At 72.3% G+C, this 14,659-nt stretch carries 13 protein-coding genes; 8 read left to right on the forward strand and 5 right to left on the reverse strand.

All coding sequences use genetic code 11. The features are described from left to right. The 3 genes from AC3EUJ_RS05495 to AC3EUJ_RS05505 all read left to right on the forward strand — a co-directional run bounded on the left by AC3EUJ_RS05495 (position 1) and on the right by AC3EUJ_RS05505 (position 3,807). Entirely contained in the window at positions 1 to 1,599 is a 1,599-nt protein-coding gene (locus tag AC3EUJ_RS05495) for a GTPase (RefSeq protein ID WP_431959787.1), read from the forward strand. Between the two features lie 115 nt (positions 1,600 to 1,714). Beyond that, complete coding sequence (ssb, locus tag AC3EUJ_RS05500; protein WP_431959788.1) at positions 1,715 to 2,161, forward strand: single-stranded DNA-binding protein; 447 nt, start codon at positions 1,715 to 1,717, stop codon at positions 2,159 to 2,161. A gap of 233 nt (positions 2,162 to 2,394) precedes the next feature. Next, positions 2,395 to 3,807, forward strand: coding sequence for an LAETG motif-containing sortase-dependent surface protein (locus tag AC3EUJ_RS05505; RefSeq protein ID WP_431959789.1), 1,413 nt, complete (start codon positions 2,395 to 2,397; stop codon positions 3,805 to 3,807). Positions 3,808 to 4,036: 229 nt separating this feature from the next. Here the strand turns inward: AC3EUJ_RS05505 and AC3EUJ_RS05510 are convergent, their stop codons facing one another. Continuing rightward, entirely contained in the window at positions 4,037 to 5,053 is a 1,017-nt protein-coding gene (locus tag AC3EUJ_RS05510) for a DNA-directed RNA polymerase subunit alpha (RefSeq protein WP_431959790.1), read from the reverse strand. Between the two features lie 206 nt (positions 5,054 to 5,259). Between AC3EUJ_RS05510 and AC3EUJ_RS05515 the strand changes: the two genes are divergently transcribed. The 4 genes from AC3EUJ_RS05515 to AC3EUJ_RS05530 all read left to right on the forward strand — a co-directional run bounded on the left by AC3EUJ_RS05515 (position 5,260) and on the right by AC3EUJ_RS05530 (position 9,248). After that, complete coding sequence (locus tag AC3EUJ_RS05515) at positions 5,260 to 5,481, forward strand: hypothetical protein (RefSeq protein WP_431959791.1); 222 nt, start codon at positions 5,260 to 5,262, stop codon at positions 5,479 to 5,481. A gap of 941 nt (positions 5,482 to 6,422) precedes the next feature. Next, a complete protein-coding gene (ettA, locus tag AC3EUJ_RS05520; protein WP_431959792.1) occupies positions 6,423 to 8,087 on the forward strand; it encodes an energy-dependent translational throttle protein EttA in 1,665 nt (554 codons plus the stop codon). Between the two features lie 7 nt (positions 8,088 to 8,094). Further along, positions 8,095 to 8,556 carry an acyl-CoA thioesterase gene (locus AC3EUJ_RS05525; protein WP_431959793.1) on the forward strand — a complete coding sequence of 154 codons (462 nt, stop codon included), beginning with the start codon at positions 8,095 to 8,097 and terminating at the stop codon, positions 8,554 to 8,556. Next, the gene (locus AC3EUJ_RS05530; RefSeq protein ID WP_431959794.1) at positions 8,553 to 9,248 is read left to right on the forward strand and encodes a DUF8185 domain-containing protein; all 696 of its coding nucleotides are present in this window, start codon (positions 8,553 to 8,555) and stop codon (positions 9,246 to 9,248) included. The genes AC3EUJ_RS05525 and AC3EUJ_RS05530 overlap by 4 nt, the downstream gene beginning before the upstream one ends. A gap of 141 nt (positions 9,249 to 9,389) precedes the next feature. Here AC3EUJ_RS05530 and AC3EUJ_RS05535 read toward each other — a convergent pair whose 3' ends face one another. Then, the gene (locus AC3EUJ_RS05535) at positions 9,390 to 9,794 is read right to left on the reverse strand and encodes a globin (protein ID WP_431959795.1); all 405 of its coding nucleotides are present in this window, start codon (positions 9,792 to 9,794) and stop codon (positions 9,390 to 9,392) included. A gap of 62 nt (positions 9,795 to 9,856) precedes the next feature. Between AC3EUJ_RS05535 and AC3EUJ_RS05540 the strand changes: the two genes are divergently transcribed. After that, positions 9,857 to 11,017: a methyltransferase domain-containing protein gene (locus tag AC3EUJ_RS05540; RefSeq protein ID WP_431959797.1), complete on the forward strand. Its 1,161-nt coding sequence runs from the start codon at positions 9,857 to 9,859 to the stop codon at positions 11,015 to 11,017. Here the strand turns inward: AC3EUJ_RS05540 and AC3EUJ_RS05545 are convergent. From AC3EUJ_RS05545 to AC3EUJ_RS05555, 3 genes are read right to left on the reverse strand one after another with little or no spacing between them, the layout of a single operon-like run. Beyond that, a complete protein-coding gene (locus AC3EUJ_RS05545) occupies positions 10,998 to 12,017 on the reverse strand; it encodes an FHA domain-containing protein (RefSeq protein ID WP_431959799.1) in 1,020 nt (339 codons plus the stop codon). The genes AC3EUJ_RS05540 and AC3EUJ_RS05545 overlap by 20 nt on opposite strands. Before the next feature lie 39 nt (positions 12,018 to 12,056). Next, entirely contained in the window at positions 12,057 to 13,406 is a 1,350-nt protein-coding gene (locus AC3EUJ_RS05550) for a VWA domain-containing protein (RefSeq protein ID WP_431959800.1), read from the reverse strand. Between the two features lie 53 nt (positions 13,407 to 13,459). Then, complete coding sequence (locus AC3EUJ_RS05555; protein ID WP_431959801.1) at positions 13,460 to 14,656, reverse strand: protein phosphatase 2C domain-containing protein; 1,197 nt, start codon at positions 14,654 to 14,656, stop codon at positions 13,460 to 13,462. Between the last annotated feature and the right edge of the window lie 3 nt (positions 14,657 to 14,659).

Here is a 14,659-nt window from a genome sequence, read left to right on the forward strand (position 1 = left end):
GTGCTCACGCAGCGGGTGGACGCGCTGTCGGAACTGCTCGGGCTGTCGCGCACCCGCGTGAGCCACGAGGCGCTCGACGGGGCCGGGGAGCTGCTGGAACGGGTCGGCGACCGGCGCCGGCTCTCCGCGGACCACACGGTGGTTGCGCTGGCCGGGGCGACGGGCAGTGGGAAGTCGTCCCTGTTCAACGCGTTGACCGAACTGGACTTGTCGCGGATCGGCGTTCGCCGGCCGACCACCTCGGCCCCGGTCGCCTGTGCCTGGGACCCCCGGGGCGCCTCCGGGCTCCTGGACCGGCTCGGCATCGCACCCAAGGCGCGGTTCGCCCGGCACAGCGTCCTGGACGAAGGGGCGGAACGGACGGACGACGGGCCCGCCGGCCTGGTCCTGCTCGACCTGCCGGACCACGACTCGGCGGCGACCGCCCACCGCGACCAGGTGGACCGGGTGCTGAAGCTCGTCGACGTGATCGTGTGGGTGCTCGACCCGGAGAAGTACGCGGACGCCGCGCTGCACGAGCGCTACCTGCGGCCGCTGGCCGGGCACGCCGACGTGACCGTCGTCGTCCTCAATCAGATCGACCGGCTCCCCGAGGAGGCCGTCGAACAGGTCCTGGACGACCTGCGCCGGCTGCTCGACGACGACGGGCTCGCCGTCGGCGAGCACGGCGAGGACGGCGCCATGGTGCTGGCCACCTCGGCACTGAACGGTGACGGAGTGCCGGAGCTGAGGTCGGCCATCGGCCAGGTCGTGGCCGAGCGCGCGGCCGCGAGCCGGCGGCTGTCCGCGGACGTGGACGGGCTCGCCGAGCGGCTGCGCCCGCTGTACGTCTCCGAGGGGGTGACGGGGCTCACCGACCGGGCCCGCGAGGACTTCACGGCGAGCCTCGCGCACGCCGTGGGCGCCGCGGCGGCGGGCCGGGCGGCGGAACGCGCTTGGGCCAGGGCCGCCGACGAGGCCTGCGGCACCCCGTGGCGGCGGCTGCGCCGGGGACGCGGCGCGCAGTCGTGCGACGGCACCCTGGACGGACGGCGCCCGGCTTTGTCGGCGTCCCGGGCGTCCGTCGACGAGGCGGTGCGCGCGGTCGCGGCGGAGGCCGTGGCGGGGCTGCCCGCTCCGTGGGCGCAGGCGGTGCGTGAGGCCGCGCGCCGCGGTGGCCGCACGCTCCCGGAGGCGCTCGACGCGGCGGTGGAGCGGGCGGCGCCGGACGAGCCGCTGCGTCCCCGGTGGTGGTCGGTGGTCGGCACGGCGCAGTGGCTGCTGGCGCTGCTCGCGACGGCGGCGCTGGCGTCAGGCATCGTGACGGCGGCGGACGCGCTGCGGCTGCCGTGGTGGCTGCCGCCCGCGCTGCTGGCCGTCGGCGGCCTGGGCGGTCCGCTGCTCACCCGGGTGAGCCGGTTCGCGGCCCGCGGCCCGGCCCGGCGGTACGGCCAGGCCGCGGAGCGGCGGATGGCCGACGCGGCGGCCGACTGCGGGCGGGCGCGGGTGCTGGAACCGCTGGCGGCGGAATTGCTGCGTTACCGGGAAGTGCGGGAACAGTACGGCGTGCTCGCCGGAAACCACTTCCGGATGGCGGAGTTGTCCACAACAGGCCAGTAATCCACAGGTTGAATCCGGTTTCTCCACGGCGGGCGCGGCAGGGGCACCATGGAGCCATCGCGGGGCCGGCGGCAGGGGGCTGCCGGCCGGCGACGACAACGGGGGAGCATCGGCAATGAACGACACACTGGTCACCGTCGTGGGGAATGTGGCCACCAGGCCGGAATTCCGGAAGACGCCCACGGGCGTCCCGGTCGCCAGGTTCCGGCTGGCGACGACCGCGCGCCGCTGGGACCGGGAGCGCGGCGGCTGGTCCGACGGGCACACCAGCTTCTACACGGTGTGGGCCTGGCGGCAGCTGGGGGAGAACGTGGTGGCCTCGGTCGGGGTCGGCGAACCGCTGCTCGTGCAGGGGCGCCTGAGAGTGCGTGAGGAGGAGCGCGACGGTCAGCGCTGGATCTCGGCCGACGTCGACGCGATCGCCTGCGGGCACGATCTGACACGCGGCACCTCGGCGTTCCGGCGGCTGTCCGCGGCCCATCCGGAACTCTCGGTTCCGAATTCCGCCGCGGCCGCCGGTGAACCGTTCACCGGCGATCCGCTGGCCGCGCTGTCCGGATAAACCGGACAGCCGGGCGTTCGGCCGGCGGTAAAACGTCGATGATTTATCGACAATTTCGCGTTCATGCCTACGCGTGGGTAACGATTGAGATTCGGATTCCCGGGCGGCCGTGAATCCTGGTGGCTTTGGTGCGGTTGGTTCCTAGGATTCAGCGGTACCCCGGCTTTCCGCGGGGATCCACAGCTGTCGGCGAGGCCTGCCCCCACGACCAGCCTCGCCCGGAGGGGAAATTCATGTTCACTGTACGGAGGCGGGGGACTGCCCGTCTTGCCGTAGCGATGGTGGCCTCCGGCCTCCTCGCCGCGGGTTCCATAGCCGTAGCCGGGTCCGCCATCGCGGACGACGCGACCCCCACCGCGCCCGGTGCGACGGCCACGCTCGGCGGTCTGAAGACCTTCGACGCCGCTGTCATCAACGACGGCGGCAAGAAGGAGGACGTCAGCGCCGGACTCTTCGAGATGTCCGTCGACGGCGGCGGCACGATCCAGACGTACTGCATCGACCTGCACAACCCGACCCAGGGCAAGGCCGCTTACAAGGAGGTCTCCTGGGACGAGTCGAGCCTCCATGACAACCCGGACGCCGGCAAGATCAACTGGATCCTGCAGAACTCCTACCCGCAGGTGAACGACCTCGCGGCGCTGCAGAAGACCGCGGCCCTGTCCGGCCCGCTCACCGAGAAGCTCGCCGCCGCCGGCACCCAGGTGGCCATCTGGCGCTTCTCCGACAAGGCCGACGTGACCGCCGTCGACCCGGTCGCCGAGGAGCTCGCGGACTGGCTGCAGGATCACGCAAAGGACCTCAAGGAGCCCGCGGCGTCGCTGACCCTCGACCCGCCGGCGGTCTCCGGCAAGGCCGGTGACCTGCTCGGTCCGATCAAGGTCCACACCAACGCCTCCACCGTCCAGGTGAGCCCCGCGCCCGGCAACCCCTCCGGCGTCAAGGTCACCGACAAGAACGGCACCGCGGTCACCTCCGCGAAGGACGGCGACGAGCTCTACTTCGACGTCGCCGCCGGTACCGCCGACGGCACGACCTCGCTGACGGCCACCGCGAACACCAAGCTTCCGGTCGGCCGCGCCTTCACCGGGGTCGACAGCACCACGCAGGTCCAGATCCTCGCCGGCTCCAGCGACAGCTCGGTCTCCGCGACCGCGACCGGCACCTGGGCCGCCAAGGGCCCGATCCCGGCGGTCTCCGCCGAGGTCAACTGCGCCAAGAACGGCCTGGACGTGACGGCCGCCAACGAGGGTGACCAGCCGTTCACCTTCAACCTGGCCGACAAGGAGTACACGGTCGAGGCCGGCAAGTCCGAGACCATCACCGTGCCGGTGGCCGAGGACCAGCACTACAAGGTCACCATCACCGGCCCCGAGGGCTTCGAGAAGACCTTCGAGGGCGTCCTCGACTGCCAGACCGCCGGCAACGGCGGCGACACCCCGTCCTCCTCGCCGAGCCCGGCCACGGCCGGCGGCTCCTCGGAGGGCACGGGTGACACCGGTTCCACCACCGGCGGCAACCTCGCCGAGACCGGTTCGAGCAGCGCCACCCCGGTGATCGCCGGCATCGCGATCGCCCTGGTCGTCGTCGGTGGCGGCGCGGTCTTCTTCCTCCGTAAGAAGAAGTCGGCCCCCTCCGCCGAGTGAACTGACCCCACAGGCCGCTCCTGAGTGAAGGGGGCGGAGGTCGACAGACCTCCGCCCCCTTCACCGTTCGTTCCGCGGGTGCGCGCCGCGGACTAGACGGCCGGCCAGGCGGCGCCAGGCAGCGAACGGCCCCCTCGGAGCGATCTCCGAGGGGGCCGTCACATGCTCAGGCCCGGGCGTCCGCGTCCCGGCCGGTGCGGCCCGGGCCCCCGGCGACCTGGCGCGGGGTTCAGTACTGGTCGGTCTCCACGAACCCCGCATCCGCGCGGTCGTCCGCGCCGAAGGCGGCGGCGGTCGGGTCGAATCCGGGCGGGCTGTCCTTGAGGGCCAGGCCAAGGCCGGCCAGCTTCGCCTTGACCTCGTCGATCGACTTCGCACCGAAGTTGCGGATGTCGAGCAGGTCCGCCTCGGAGCGCGCCAGGAGCTCACCCACCGAGTGAACACCCTCGCGCTTGAGGCAGTTGTAGGAACGGACGGTGAGCTCGAGCTCCTCGATCGGCAGCGCCATGTCGGCGGCGAGGGCGGCGTCCGTCGGGGACGGGCCCATGTCGATGCCCTCGGCGTCGACGTTCAGCTCGCGGGCGAGACCGAACAGCTCGACGAGGGTCTTGCCGGCCGAGGCCACGGCGTCACGGGGACGCATCGCGGGCTTGGTCTCGACGTCGACGATCAGCTTGTCGAAGTCGGTGCGCTGCTCGACACGGGTCGCCTCGACCTTGTAGCTGACCTTGAGCACCGGGCTGTAGATGGAGTCGACCGGGATACGGCCGATCTCCTGCCCCTGCTGCTTGTTCTGGACGGCGGAGACGTAGCCGCGACCGCGCTCGACGGTCAGCTCCATCTCCAGCTTGCCCTTGCCGTTCAGCGTGGCCAGGACGAGGTCGGGGTTGTGCACCTCGACACCGGCCGGGGGCGCGATGTCGGCGGCGGTGACCACACCCGGGCCCTGCTTGCGCAGGTACATCACGACCGGCTCGTCGTGCTCCGAGGAGACGACCAGGGACTTGATGTTGAGGATGAGGTCGGTGACGTCCTCCTTGACGCCCGGCACGGTGGTGAACTCGTGCAGGACGCCGTCGATCCGGATCGAGGTGACGGCGGCACCCGGGATCGACGACAGGAGGGTGCGGCGGAGCGAGTTGCCGAGGGTGTAGCCGAAGCCCGGCTCCAGCGGCTCGATCACGAACCGGGAGCGGAACTCGTCGACGACCTCTTCGGTCAGTGACGGACGCTGAGCGATCAGCACGAGGTATTGCCTCCAGGTTGGCGCCCTCTATGTGACGCCATAGACAATACGAAGCGTACGGCCCCCACGGCCTTCTGCGCGGCTGCCCCGCCCGTCTGCTCTCCGATGGGCCGGCCGGGCCTCTCGCGGGGACGGAGTGTAACGATCGCCTTCGCATGCCCCGGGGGCCGGTCGCCGCCGCATTTCGGCGATGCATACTGGGGGCAATGACAAAGCCTCCTGCACCGAAGCGTCATTTGCCCACCAGCCCCTTCAAGGCGCCGGTCACACCGGCTCCCAAGGTCTTCGCCGTGGGCGACCAGGTCACGCACGACATCTACGGCCTCGGCCGAGTGATCGGCATCGACGGGGGAACCGCTGCGCTGGTGGACTTCGGGTCCACGCAGATGCGGATCCCCAGCCCCTACACCAAGATGACCAAGCTGTAGGACCGCAGTGCCGGGCCACGGCACGCCAGGCCCCGCCGGGGCCTGAGACGAAAGGGACACCTCTCATCGATTCGACGTCGCTGTTCTCCGCCCCGGAAGGGCAACCGCGCTCCGTGACCGCGGCATCCCCGCCTCCGGTGACGAACCCCTTCCATGCCCCGGACTTCGGGGACGGCGAGACCACCCCGCCCGACGCCCCCCAGGAACCCGCCCGGGGCAAGCGCGCCCCGCGCCGCAAGGTCTCCTAGAGAGCCTGTCGTCGAATTGGCTCCCCCAGCTCCGCTGGGAGGTGCCCCCAGGTGCCGTGCACCGCAAGGCGGAGAGGCGTCCTCGTAGCGGGCTGCTCGGACGATTCGACAACGCAGCGAGGTGCCAGGTCGGGGGAGGGAATCCGACGACAGGCTCCAGCCCTCCCGCAGCGGTCATCGCGGGGCGGGTCAATGCCTCTGCCCCGCTTCGCCGCACGTCTAGTCCGGCCGCCTGCCCGGCGGGCAGGACTGTGCGATTGCGGTGAACCGTATTGATCGCTTCGGTGATCTCACCGCGGCGGGCGTGCACGATGACGTCGGTGCCGGCGTCAGCCATGATCTTGGCGACGGCGGTGAGCGCGAGGTGGTCTCTCATGCGTGTACGAGTTGCCTGGGGATCCAGAACGCCCGCGAGTGCTCCGGCTGTATCCACGGACGCAACCCGATGCTGTGGACGCCGGGCTCCGCAAGGCTGAGGCGGCCGCCGGCCCGCGAACCGCACCACAAGCGGGGCGGGGACGGCTGGGCCGTGCCCGCGTCGACCGACGGCGGCAGGCGACGACCGGGACGGGACGGCCCGTACCCAGGTCGCAGGCGTGAGGGACATCGCTCAGGTACTCGTTTCCGCCGGGGGGTGGCGGTACGGCAAGATGGGGTGTATCTGCCCACACATCGAATGCCGGACGGTTTCTCTTGGCTGAGTTCATCTACACCATGCGCAAGACGCGCAAGGCGCACGGCGACAAGGTGATCCTCGACGACGTCACCCTGAACTTCCTGCCCGGCGCGAAGATCGGTGTCGTGGGACCCAACGGTGCCGGTAAGTCCACCGTGCTCAAGATCATGGCGGGGCTGGAGCAGCCGTCGAACGGCGACGCGTACCTCTCGCCCGGCTACTCGGTCGGCATCCTGCTGCAGGAGCCCCCGCTGGACGAGTCCAAGACCGTGCTGGAGAACGTCCAGGACGGCGTGGGCGCGATCAAGGGCAAGCTGGACCGGTTCAACGAGATCGCCGAGCTGATGGCGACCGACTACTCCGACGCGCTGCTCGACGAGATGGGCAAGCTGCAGGAGGAGCTGGACCACGCCAGCGCCTGGGACCTGGACGCGCAGCTGGAGCAGGCGATGGACGCCCTCGGCTGCCCGCCCGGCGACTGGCCGGTCGTCAACCTCTCCGGTGGTGAGAAGCGCCGCGTCGCGCTCTGCAAGCTGCTTCTGGAGGCCCCCGACCTGCTGCTGCTCGACGAGCCCACCAACCACCTGGACGCCGAGTCCGTGCAGTGGCTGGAGCAGCACCTGGCCAAGTACGCGGGCACCGTCGTGGCGATCACCCACGACCGGTACTTCCTGGACAACGTCGCCGAGTGGATCCTCGAGCTCGACCGCGGCCGCGCCTACCCCTACCAGGGCAACTACTCCACGTACCTGGAGACCAAGCAGTCCCGCCTGAAGGTCGAGGGCCAGAAGGACGCCAAGCGCGCCAAGCGGCTCAAGGAAGAGCTGGAGTGGGTCCGCTCCAACGCCAAGGGCCGTCAGGCCAAGTCCAAGGCCCGCCTCGCCCGCTACGAGGAGATGGCCGCCGAAGCCGAGAAGATGCGCAAGCTCGACTTCGAGGAGATCCAGATCCCGCCGGGCCCGCGTCTGGGCAACATCGTGGTCGAGGTCAGCAACCTCTCCAAGGCGTTCGGCGAAAAGGTCCTCATCGACGACCTGTCCTTCACGCTGCCGCGCAACGGCATCGTGGGCGTCATCGGCCCCAACGGTGCCGGCAAGACCACGCTGTTCAAGATGATCCAGGGCCTGGAGACCCCGGACGGCGGCACGATCAAGGTCGGCGACACGGTCAAGATCTCCTACGTGGATCAGACCCGCGCCAACATCGACCCCAAGAAGACCCTGTGGGCGGTCGTGTCGGACGAGCTGGACTACATCAACGTCGGCCAGGTCGAGATGCCGTCCCGCGCGTACGTCAGCGCCTTCGGCTTCAAGGGCCCGGACCAGCAGAAGCCGGCCGGCGTCCTGTCCGGCGGTGAGCGCAACCGGCTGAACCTGGCGCTCACCCTCAAGCAGGGCGGCAACCTGCTGCTCCTCGACGAGCCGACCAACGACCTCGACGTCGAGACCCTGTCCTCGTTGGAGAACGCGCTGCTGGACTTCCCCGGCTGCGCCGTGGTCGTCTCCCACGACCGCTGGTTCCTGGACCGGGTGGCCACCCACATCCTCGCCTACGAAGGCGACTCCAAGTGGTTCTGGTTCGAGGGCAACTTCGAGTCGTACGAGAAGAACAAGGTCGAGCGCCTCGGCCCGGACGCGGCCCGGCCGCACCGCGCCACCTACAAGAAGCTCACCCGGGGCTGAGCGGGAGATGGCCCGGCACATCTACCGCTGCCCGCTGCGCTGGTCGGACATGGACGCCTTCGGGCACGTCAACAACGTGGTCTTCCTCCGCTACCTGGAGGAGGCCCGGATCGACTTCATGTTCCGGCTGGCGCCCGGGGAGGGCAGCGAGTCGTTCACGGGCGGGTCGGTCGTCGCCCGCCACGAGATCGACTACCTGCGCCCGCTGGTGCACCGGCACGAGCCGGTGACGGTCGAGACGTGGGTGACCAAGGTAGGGGCCGCCTCACTGACCGTCGCGTACGAGGTCAAGGACGCGGAGGCGGTCTACGTGCGCGCCTCCACGGTCGTGGTGCCGTACAACCTGGAGAAGGGCCGGCCCCGCCGGATCACGGCGGAGGAGCGGTCGTTCCTGGAGGAGTACTTCGACGACAGCGCGGGCGCGCCCGGTGAGTCCGGTGACGCCCGCGAGGGGGCAGTCGCCGTATGACGGCACCCCTGCGACTCGCCGATGCCAGGGAGGCGGACGGTTTCGCCGCCTTCCTGGCCCGGCTGCTGCGCTGGGACAAGGCCGCCGTTGTCCGGCTGCGCGCCTCGGGCACGGTGCTCGCCGTGTTCGGGCAGCCGCCGTTCGGCGGCGGGGTCCTGGCCGTCCGCACGGCCGAGCTGGACGGGGCCGCCGGTGACCTGGACTCGACGGTCTCCGCCGGGCAGTTGCTCGACGGCATCGACGACGTGACGGGCACGGTCGCGGTGCCCGCGGCCGTCACCGGGCCTGCCTGGGCCGGACTGCTCCCGCCGCGCGGCGGCTGGGAGCGGGTGCGGGGCCTGCCGTCCGCGGAGGACGTGCGTGCCGTGGCCGCCGCGGCGGTGACCGAGTTCCGCGACCGCAGCGAGGCGCTGCCGCCCGGGAACCGCACCCGCGCGGAGCTGGACGCCATCGCCGATGACATCTGGTCCCGGCAGCTCGGCGCGACCGGACTGCCGCTGCGGGTGGTGCACGCCGCCCACGCGCTGGGTTTCCTCCGCCCGGTGCGCGCCGCCGTCCCGGCGCCGCGCACGGCCGAGCAGCCGGCGATGCTGCTCCTCGCCGCGGGCCCCTGGCTGCGGCTGCGCACTCCATACGGCTCGGTCGCCGTACGCCGCGGCCTGCCCGGGTTGTCGGTCAGCCCGGTCCGCTGACCCATGACGACCTGCCCGGGTGATCTCCTCCCGGGTGCCCGCGAGGAGATGACCTGCCGGCCTGCTCGGCGGACCCCAAGGTCCGCCGCCCCGGTTCGGTACGGCCGGTGTGCCGGAGGATGACCTATCCGGCCGACGTGATCAGCCCGCGGTGTTCACCATCGACGCCGCCGCGTAGACCAGGTAGTCCCACAGCTGGCGCTCGTGGTCGGGCTCCAGGCCGAGTTCGTCGACCGCGGTGCGCATGTGCCGCAGCCACGCGTCGTGGGCGGCCTGGTCGACCCGGAAGGGCGCGTGGCGCATCCGCAGCCGGGGGTGGCCGCGGTTCTCGCTGTAGGTGCGGGGGCCGCCCCAGTACTGCATGAGGAAGAGCCTCATGCGCTCCTCGGCGGGGCCGAGGTCCTCCTCCGGGTACATGGGGCGCAGGATCGGATCCTCGGCGACGCCTTCGTAGAAGCGGCGGACGAGCCGCCGGAAGGTCGGCTCGCCGCCGACCGCCTCGAAGAACGTCTGCTGCTCAACGGTGCCCCGCGGGATCTCATTCACGCATCCCATGGTCTCAGACGGCCCGCGTTGTCCGGAGGGGGTCACCGTCGCAGAGTGGTCGTATGACGAACGACGACCGGTACGCCGCGGCGGCGGTGCCGCTGCGGGCCCGGCTGGTGCGCCGTATCGTCGCGGCCGGGGAGCTGGCGGACCCGAGGTGGCGGGCCGCGTTCGAGGAGGTGCCGCGCCATCTGTTCGTTCCCGTCTACCACCGGCCCCGCTCGGACGGAGGGTTCACCCGGCTGTCGGCGGACGACCCCGACCCGCGCGGCCGGTCCCGGTGGCTGTCCGGCGCTTACGCCGACGTCCCGCTGATCACACTCGTGCGGGACGGGGAACCGGTCTCGTCCAGCAGCCAGCCCTCGCTGATGGCCGCCATGCTGGAGGCGCTGCGCGTCGAGGACGGGCAGCGGGTGCTGGAGATCGGCGCCGGGACCGGGTACAACGCCGCGCTGCTCGCGCACCGCCTGGGCACCGGGGCGGTGACCACGGTGGACCTCGACGCGGAGATCACCGAGGCCGCCCGCACGCACCTGGCCGCGGCCGGGCGCCCGGTGACGGTGGTCACCGGGGATGGTGCGCTGGGCTGCCCGGAGCGCGCGCCGTACGACCGGATCGTCGCCACCTGCGAGCTGCCGTCGGTGCCGGAGGCGTGGCCGCGGCAGTGCCGGCGCGGCGGGCTGATCCTCGCGCCCTTCGCGGGCGGGCTGATCGCGCTGCGCGTGACGGGCCCGGAGCGGGCCGAGGGGCGCTTCCTGCACACCCCCGCGTACTTCGTCTCGCTGCGGGGCGCCGGCGCCGTCCCGCGCAGGGAGGCCGCCGGGCCCGCCGGCGCCGACGGGAGCCCGGGGCGCAGCCGTGCCGGCGCCACCCCGCCGCGCATCCTGGAGAACGAGCTGTTCCGGTTCCTGCTCGGCCTGTACGCCGGGGACGCCGAGGTCCACTGGACCCCGGGCGGCCCCACGGTCACCGCCGCCGACGGTTCCACCGCGCACGCCGCCCGGGACGGCACCGTCCGGCTCTCCGGGCCGCGGGACCTGTGGGCCGCCGTCGAGGAGGCGTACGCCCTGTGGCGCGGCCAGGGGCAGCCGCCCCGGGATCGCTTCGGGATGAGCCTCGAGGACGGCCGCCAGTGGACCTGGCTGGACCGGCCGGACGGGCCGCACCGCTGGGAACTGCGGCCCGCGCCGGGAACGGCCGGGGTCAGTCGCGGACGACCGTGATCGTCGTCCAGGCACCGACGTGGACGCGGTCGCCTTCCGTCAGCGGGACGGGCACGAAGGGGTCGATGGGGTCCTCGCCGCCGTTGACGGTGGTGCCGTTGGTGGAGCCCTGGTCCACCACCGCCCAGCTGCCGTCGGGCTGCTCCACCAGCACGGCGTGTTTGTGGGAGACGCCCGGGTCCTCCGGGGCCCTGGACAGGTCGATGTCGGGGGCCTCGCCCGTGCTGTGCCGGCGGCGGCCGACGGTGACCTGGGGGCCCGTCAGCGGCATCCGCTGCTCGGGGGAGTACGACGGGAAGTACAGCCCGCGTGCCTCCGGGCCGCTGCGGGCCATCATGCCGGTGAAGTAGTCCCGGTCGGCGGCGATCACGGCGGTCCACGTGCGCGGGCCCGCCTGCACGGGCCCGGGGTCCGGCGGGCTCGGCGGGGTGAGCAGGAAGTCGCCCGAGCCGGAGGTCACCGACTCCGGGGCCAGCGGTTCGGCCGGGCGGTTGATCTGCGACGGGCGGGACCGCTGCGACTCGTAGCGCTGGTACGGAGGCCCGTCCGGCGGGTAGCCGGGGGAGGAGGGGCGCGCCGGCGGGACGAAGGCCGTCCCGGCCTGCGTGACGAAGTTGTAGCGGCACTCCTCGCAGAACTGGGCGTAGCCCTCGCGCGGGGTGCCGCAGTCGGGACAGGGCTCGGTGGCCGCGGTCGCGTCGGGGTCGTAGCCGAACCCGTCCCGGCCGCGGCCGTACCCGGGGTCGTACGACGGTTCGTACCCGGGGTCGTACGACGGTTCGTAGGCGGGCTCGTATCCGGGGTCGTAACCCGGCGTGTGGCCGGGGGAGTAGCCGCCGGAGTACGGGGGCGGGGGCGGGGGCGCGCCCTGCGCCGCGTGCGTGGGCGGCGGGGACGGCGGGCCGGGGACGGAGGGTGACGGCGGCGCGGACATGCGCATTCCGCACACCTCGCACCAGTCGTCCGTCGCGGACTGGTGACCGTTCGGACAAGTCGACATGTCGCTCTCTCCCCCTCTGCCCCGCTGTGTCCCGCTGCTCTATTTCTTCACCCGTACAGTCTTCGTCGAACGTGTCTCGAGGGTCATCTCGTCCGCGTCGGCAACCCGGGCCTTCAGCCGCACGGTACCCGTCACCGCGTCCACCACGTCCACGACCCTGGCCAGCAGCTTGGCGGTGTCCTCGTTGCCGGAGGCGCTGGCGAGCTGTACCGCGCGGCCGAGTTTGGCGGTCGCGGAGTCGAAGTCGCCCTGCTTGCGGGCCTCCAGGCCCTGCTGGATGACCTGGGCCAGCTCCGCCTGGCCGGTGTAGTGGGCGACCTGCGGGTTGATCCGCGTCGAGGCCGCCATGTCGTCCGTCCACACGGCCCGCACGAGCCCCTGGCCCAGCACGCGCGGCGTGCCGTCCGGCTGCGGCAGGACGAGGGAGATCCGGGCCGCCAGCATCTCCTGGCCGACACCGGCGGCCGGCACCACCACGTTGACGTGGTAGTCGCGCGACTCGTCGCCCCAGGAGCCCGTCGGGTAGTCGCCTGCCCGCGGACCGGCCTCGGTGCGGCGGGCGGTGAGGTCCTCCACGGTCGGCGCGACCTGCTTGACGTACTGGATCTCCGCGCCCTGCGGGGTCCACAGGCGCAGGGCGACGTCCGCGACCTCCTTGCCCATCGCGGTCTCCATCATCTGCCGGAAGTCCGACTCCAGGCCGGACGGGTCGGCGACGATGTCCACCGTGCCGAGCAGCGCGGAGGCGATCCCGGTCAGCTCCTTGACCTCCCAGTCGGTGCCGACGCCGCGCGCGTCGCAGGTGAAGCGGCCCGCGCAGGCGTCCAGCGCGGCGCGCAACGCCTCCGGCTTCTCGTGCTCGTTGCGGCCGTCGGTGAGCAGGATGCCGTGCCGTATCGACACGTCGGACGTGGCCAGCAGCCGGTCGGCCAGCCGCAGCCAGGTGCCGATCGCGGTGCCGCCGCCCGAACTGAGCCGGCGCAGCGCCTCCTTGGCCTGGTGCCGGGTGGCCGGGTCGGCGACGGCGAGGCCGCCGTTCGCCGGGTAGACCTCCTTGGCCTGGTGGGTGCCGGCGACCACGGCGAAGGCGACGCCGTCGCGGATGGTGTCGATGGCGGCCGCGGTCGCCTCGCGGGCGCTGCGCATCTTGGTCGGCGGGTAGTCCATGGAGCCCGAGCAGTCCACCATGATGACCACGGCGGCACCGGGCGCAGCGCCCGGCACGTCGCCGGGCGCCTGGGTGGCCAGCGGCAGCCCACCGGTGGTGCCGCCGCCGGTCGAGGTCACGGTGACGATCGCGTTGACCTCGCGCCCGCCCTCCGGGAGGAACTCGTTCTGGTAGATGTCGACGGAGAACTGCGGCACGTTCGACTTGGAGAAGTTGGCCATCGGGTGCGCTCCTTGCGCTTGTTCAACCATCGGAAGAGAGCATCAGGGAGAGGTCACGCGGCCGGGAACGGCAGCACGGCGACGGTGATGTTGTCGTGGCCGCCGCCGTCGATGGCGACCCCGACCAGCGTGCGGGCGCAGTGCAGCGGCCGTGTACGGGCGTCCTCGGGCACCACGGAGGCCAGCTCCTCGGCGGACTCCGCGTAGTTCCACAGTCCGTCGGTGCACACCACCACCACACCCGGTTCGTCCGGTTCGAAGGAGGCGGTGTGCGGGTCCAGTTCCACGGCGTCCGCGCCGAGCCAGCCGGTGATGGCGTGGGCCCGCTCGTCCGCGTACGCCTCGGCCTGGGTCATCAGGCCCATGGACACCATGCGTTCGGCCCACGAGTCGTCCTCGGTCAGCCGGGAGGCGGGCGCGGAGCGGTCGTCGGGGATCCAGTAGGCGCGGCTGTCCCCGATCCAGCCGACGGTGAAGGTCTTGCCCGAGGTGATCGCGCTGACGCAGGTGCACGCGGGCGCGTTGTGATGGCGCCGGGCCTCCTCCTCGGGGGTCTCGGCCGCCAGGTCCGTCACCGCCTGGGCGGCCACGAGCAGCGCGTCGCGCATCGCCTCCTCGGGGCGGGCACCGAGGGCCAGGGACCGTACGAGGGAGGTGCTCGCGGTGCCCGCGGCCGCCTCCGAGGCGTCGTCGGGACGGTACGCGGAGGACACCCCGTCGCAGACCACGGCGACGACGACGGGCGTGCCGTCGGGCAGCGCGGTCGTCGCCAGCGCGAAGGCGTCCTCGTTGCGGTGATGCCGCAAGCCCCGGTCGGTCACGGCGGCCACGCCGTCGCACTCCTGCTCCTGGTGGTCGCGGGGCCGGGGCTGCGCGTGCCCGCAGTGCTCGCAGTAGCCGTCCGGGTCGACGTCGCCCATGCCGCAGGCGACGCACCGCGCCGAACTCGCGGACCGCACGTCTGCGGACGGTTCCAGCCGGGGGTCGGTGATCCGGGCCTGGGGCAGGTCGGCGGTGCCCAGGCCGAAGGCGAGGGTGTCGGTGTCCCTCCCCGGTGGGGCCAGCTCGTACGACTCCGGTTCACCGCTCGGCGGTTCGGGGGCGGTGGGGGCGGCGGCGGGGTCGGGCGGCGCGAGTTCGTACGCGTCCGGTTCCCGGGGCGCGGACAGGTCGGCGCCGCAGACGCCGCAGAACTTGTCGTCGGGTTCCAGAGGCTCGCTGCACTCCGGGCAAACGGTCTCGTGCGGCATGGC

The sequence above is a fragment of the Actinacidiphila sp. bgisy160 genome (assembly GCF_057707815.1).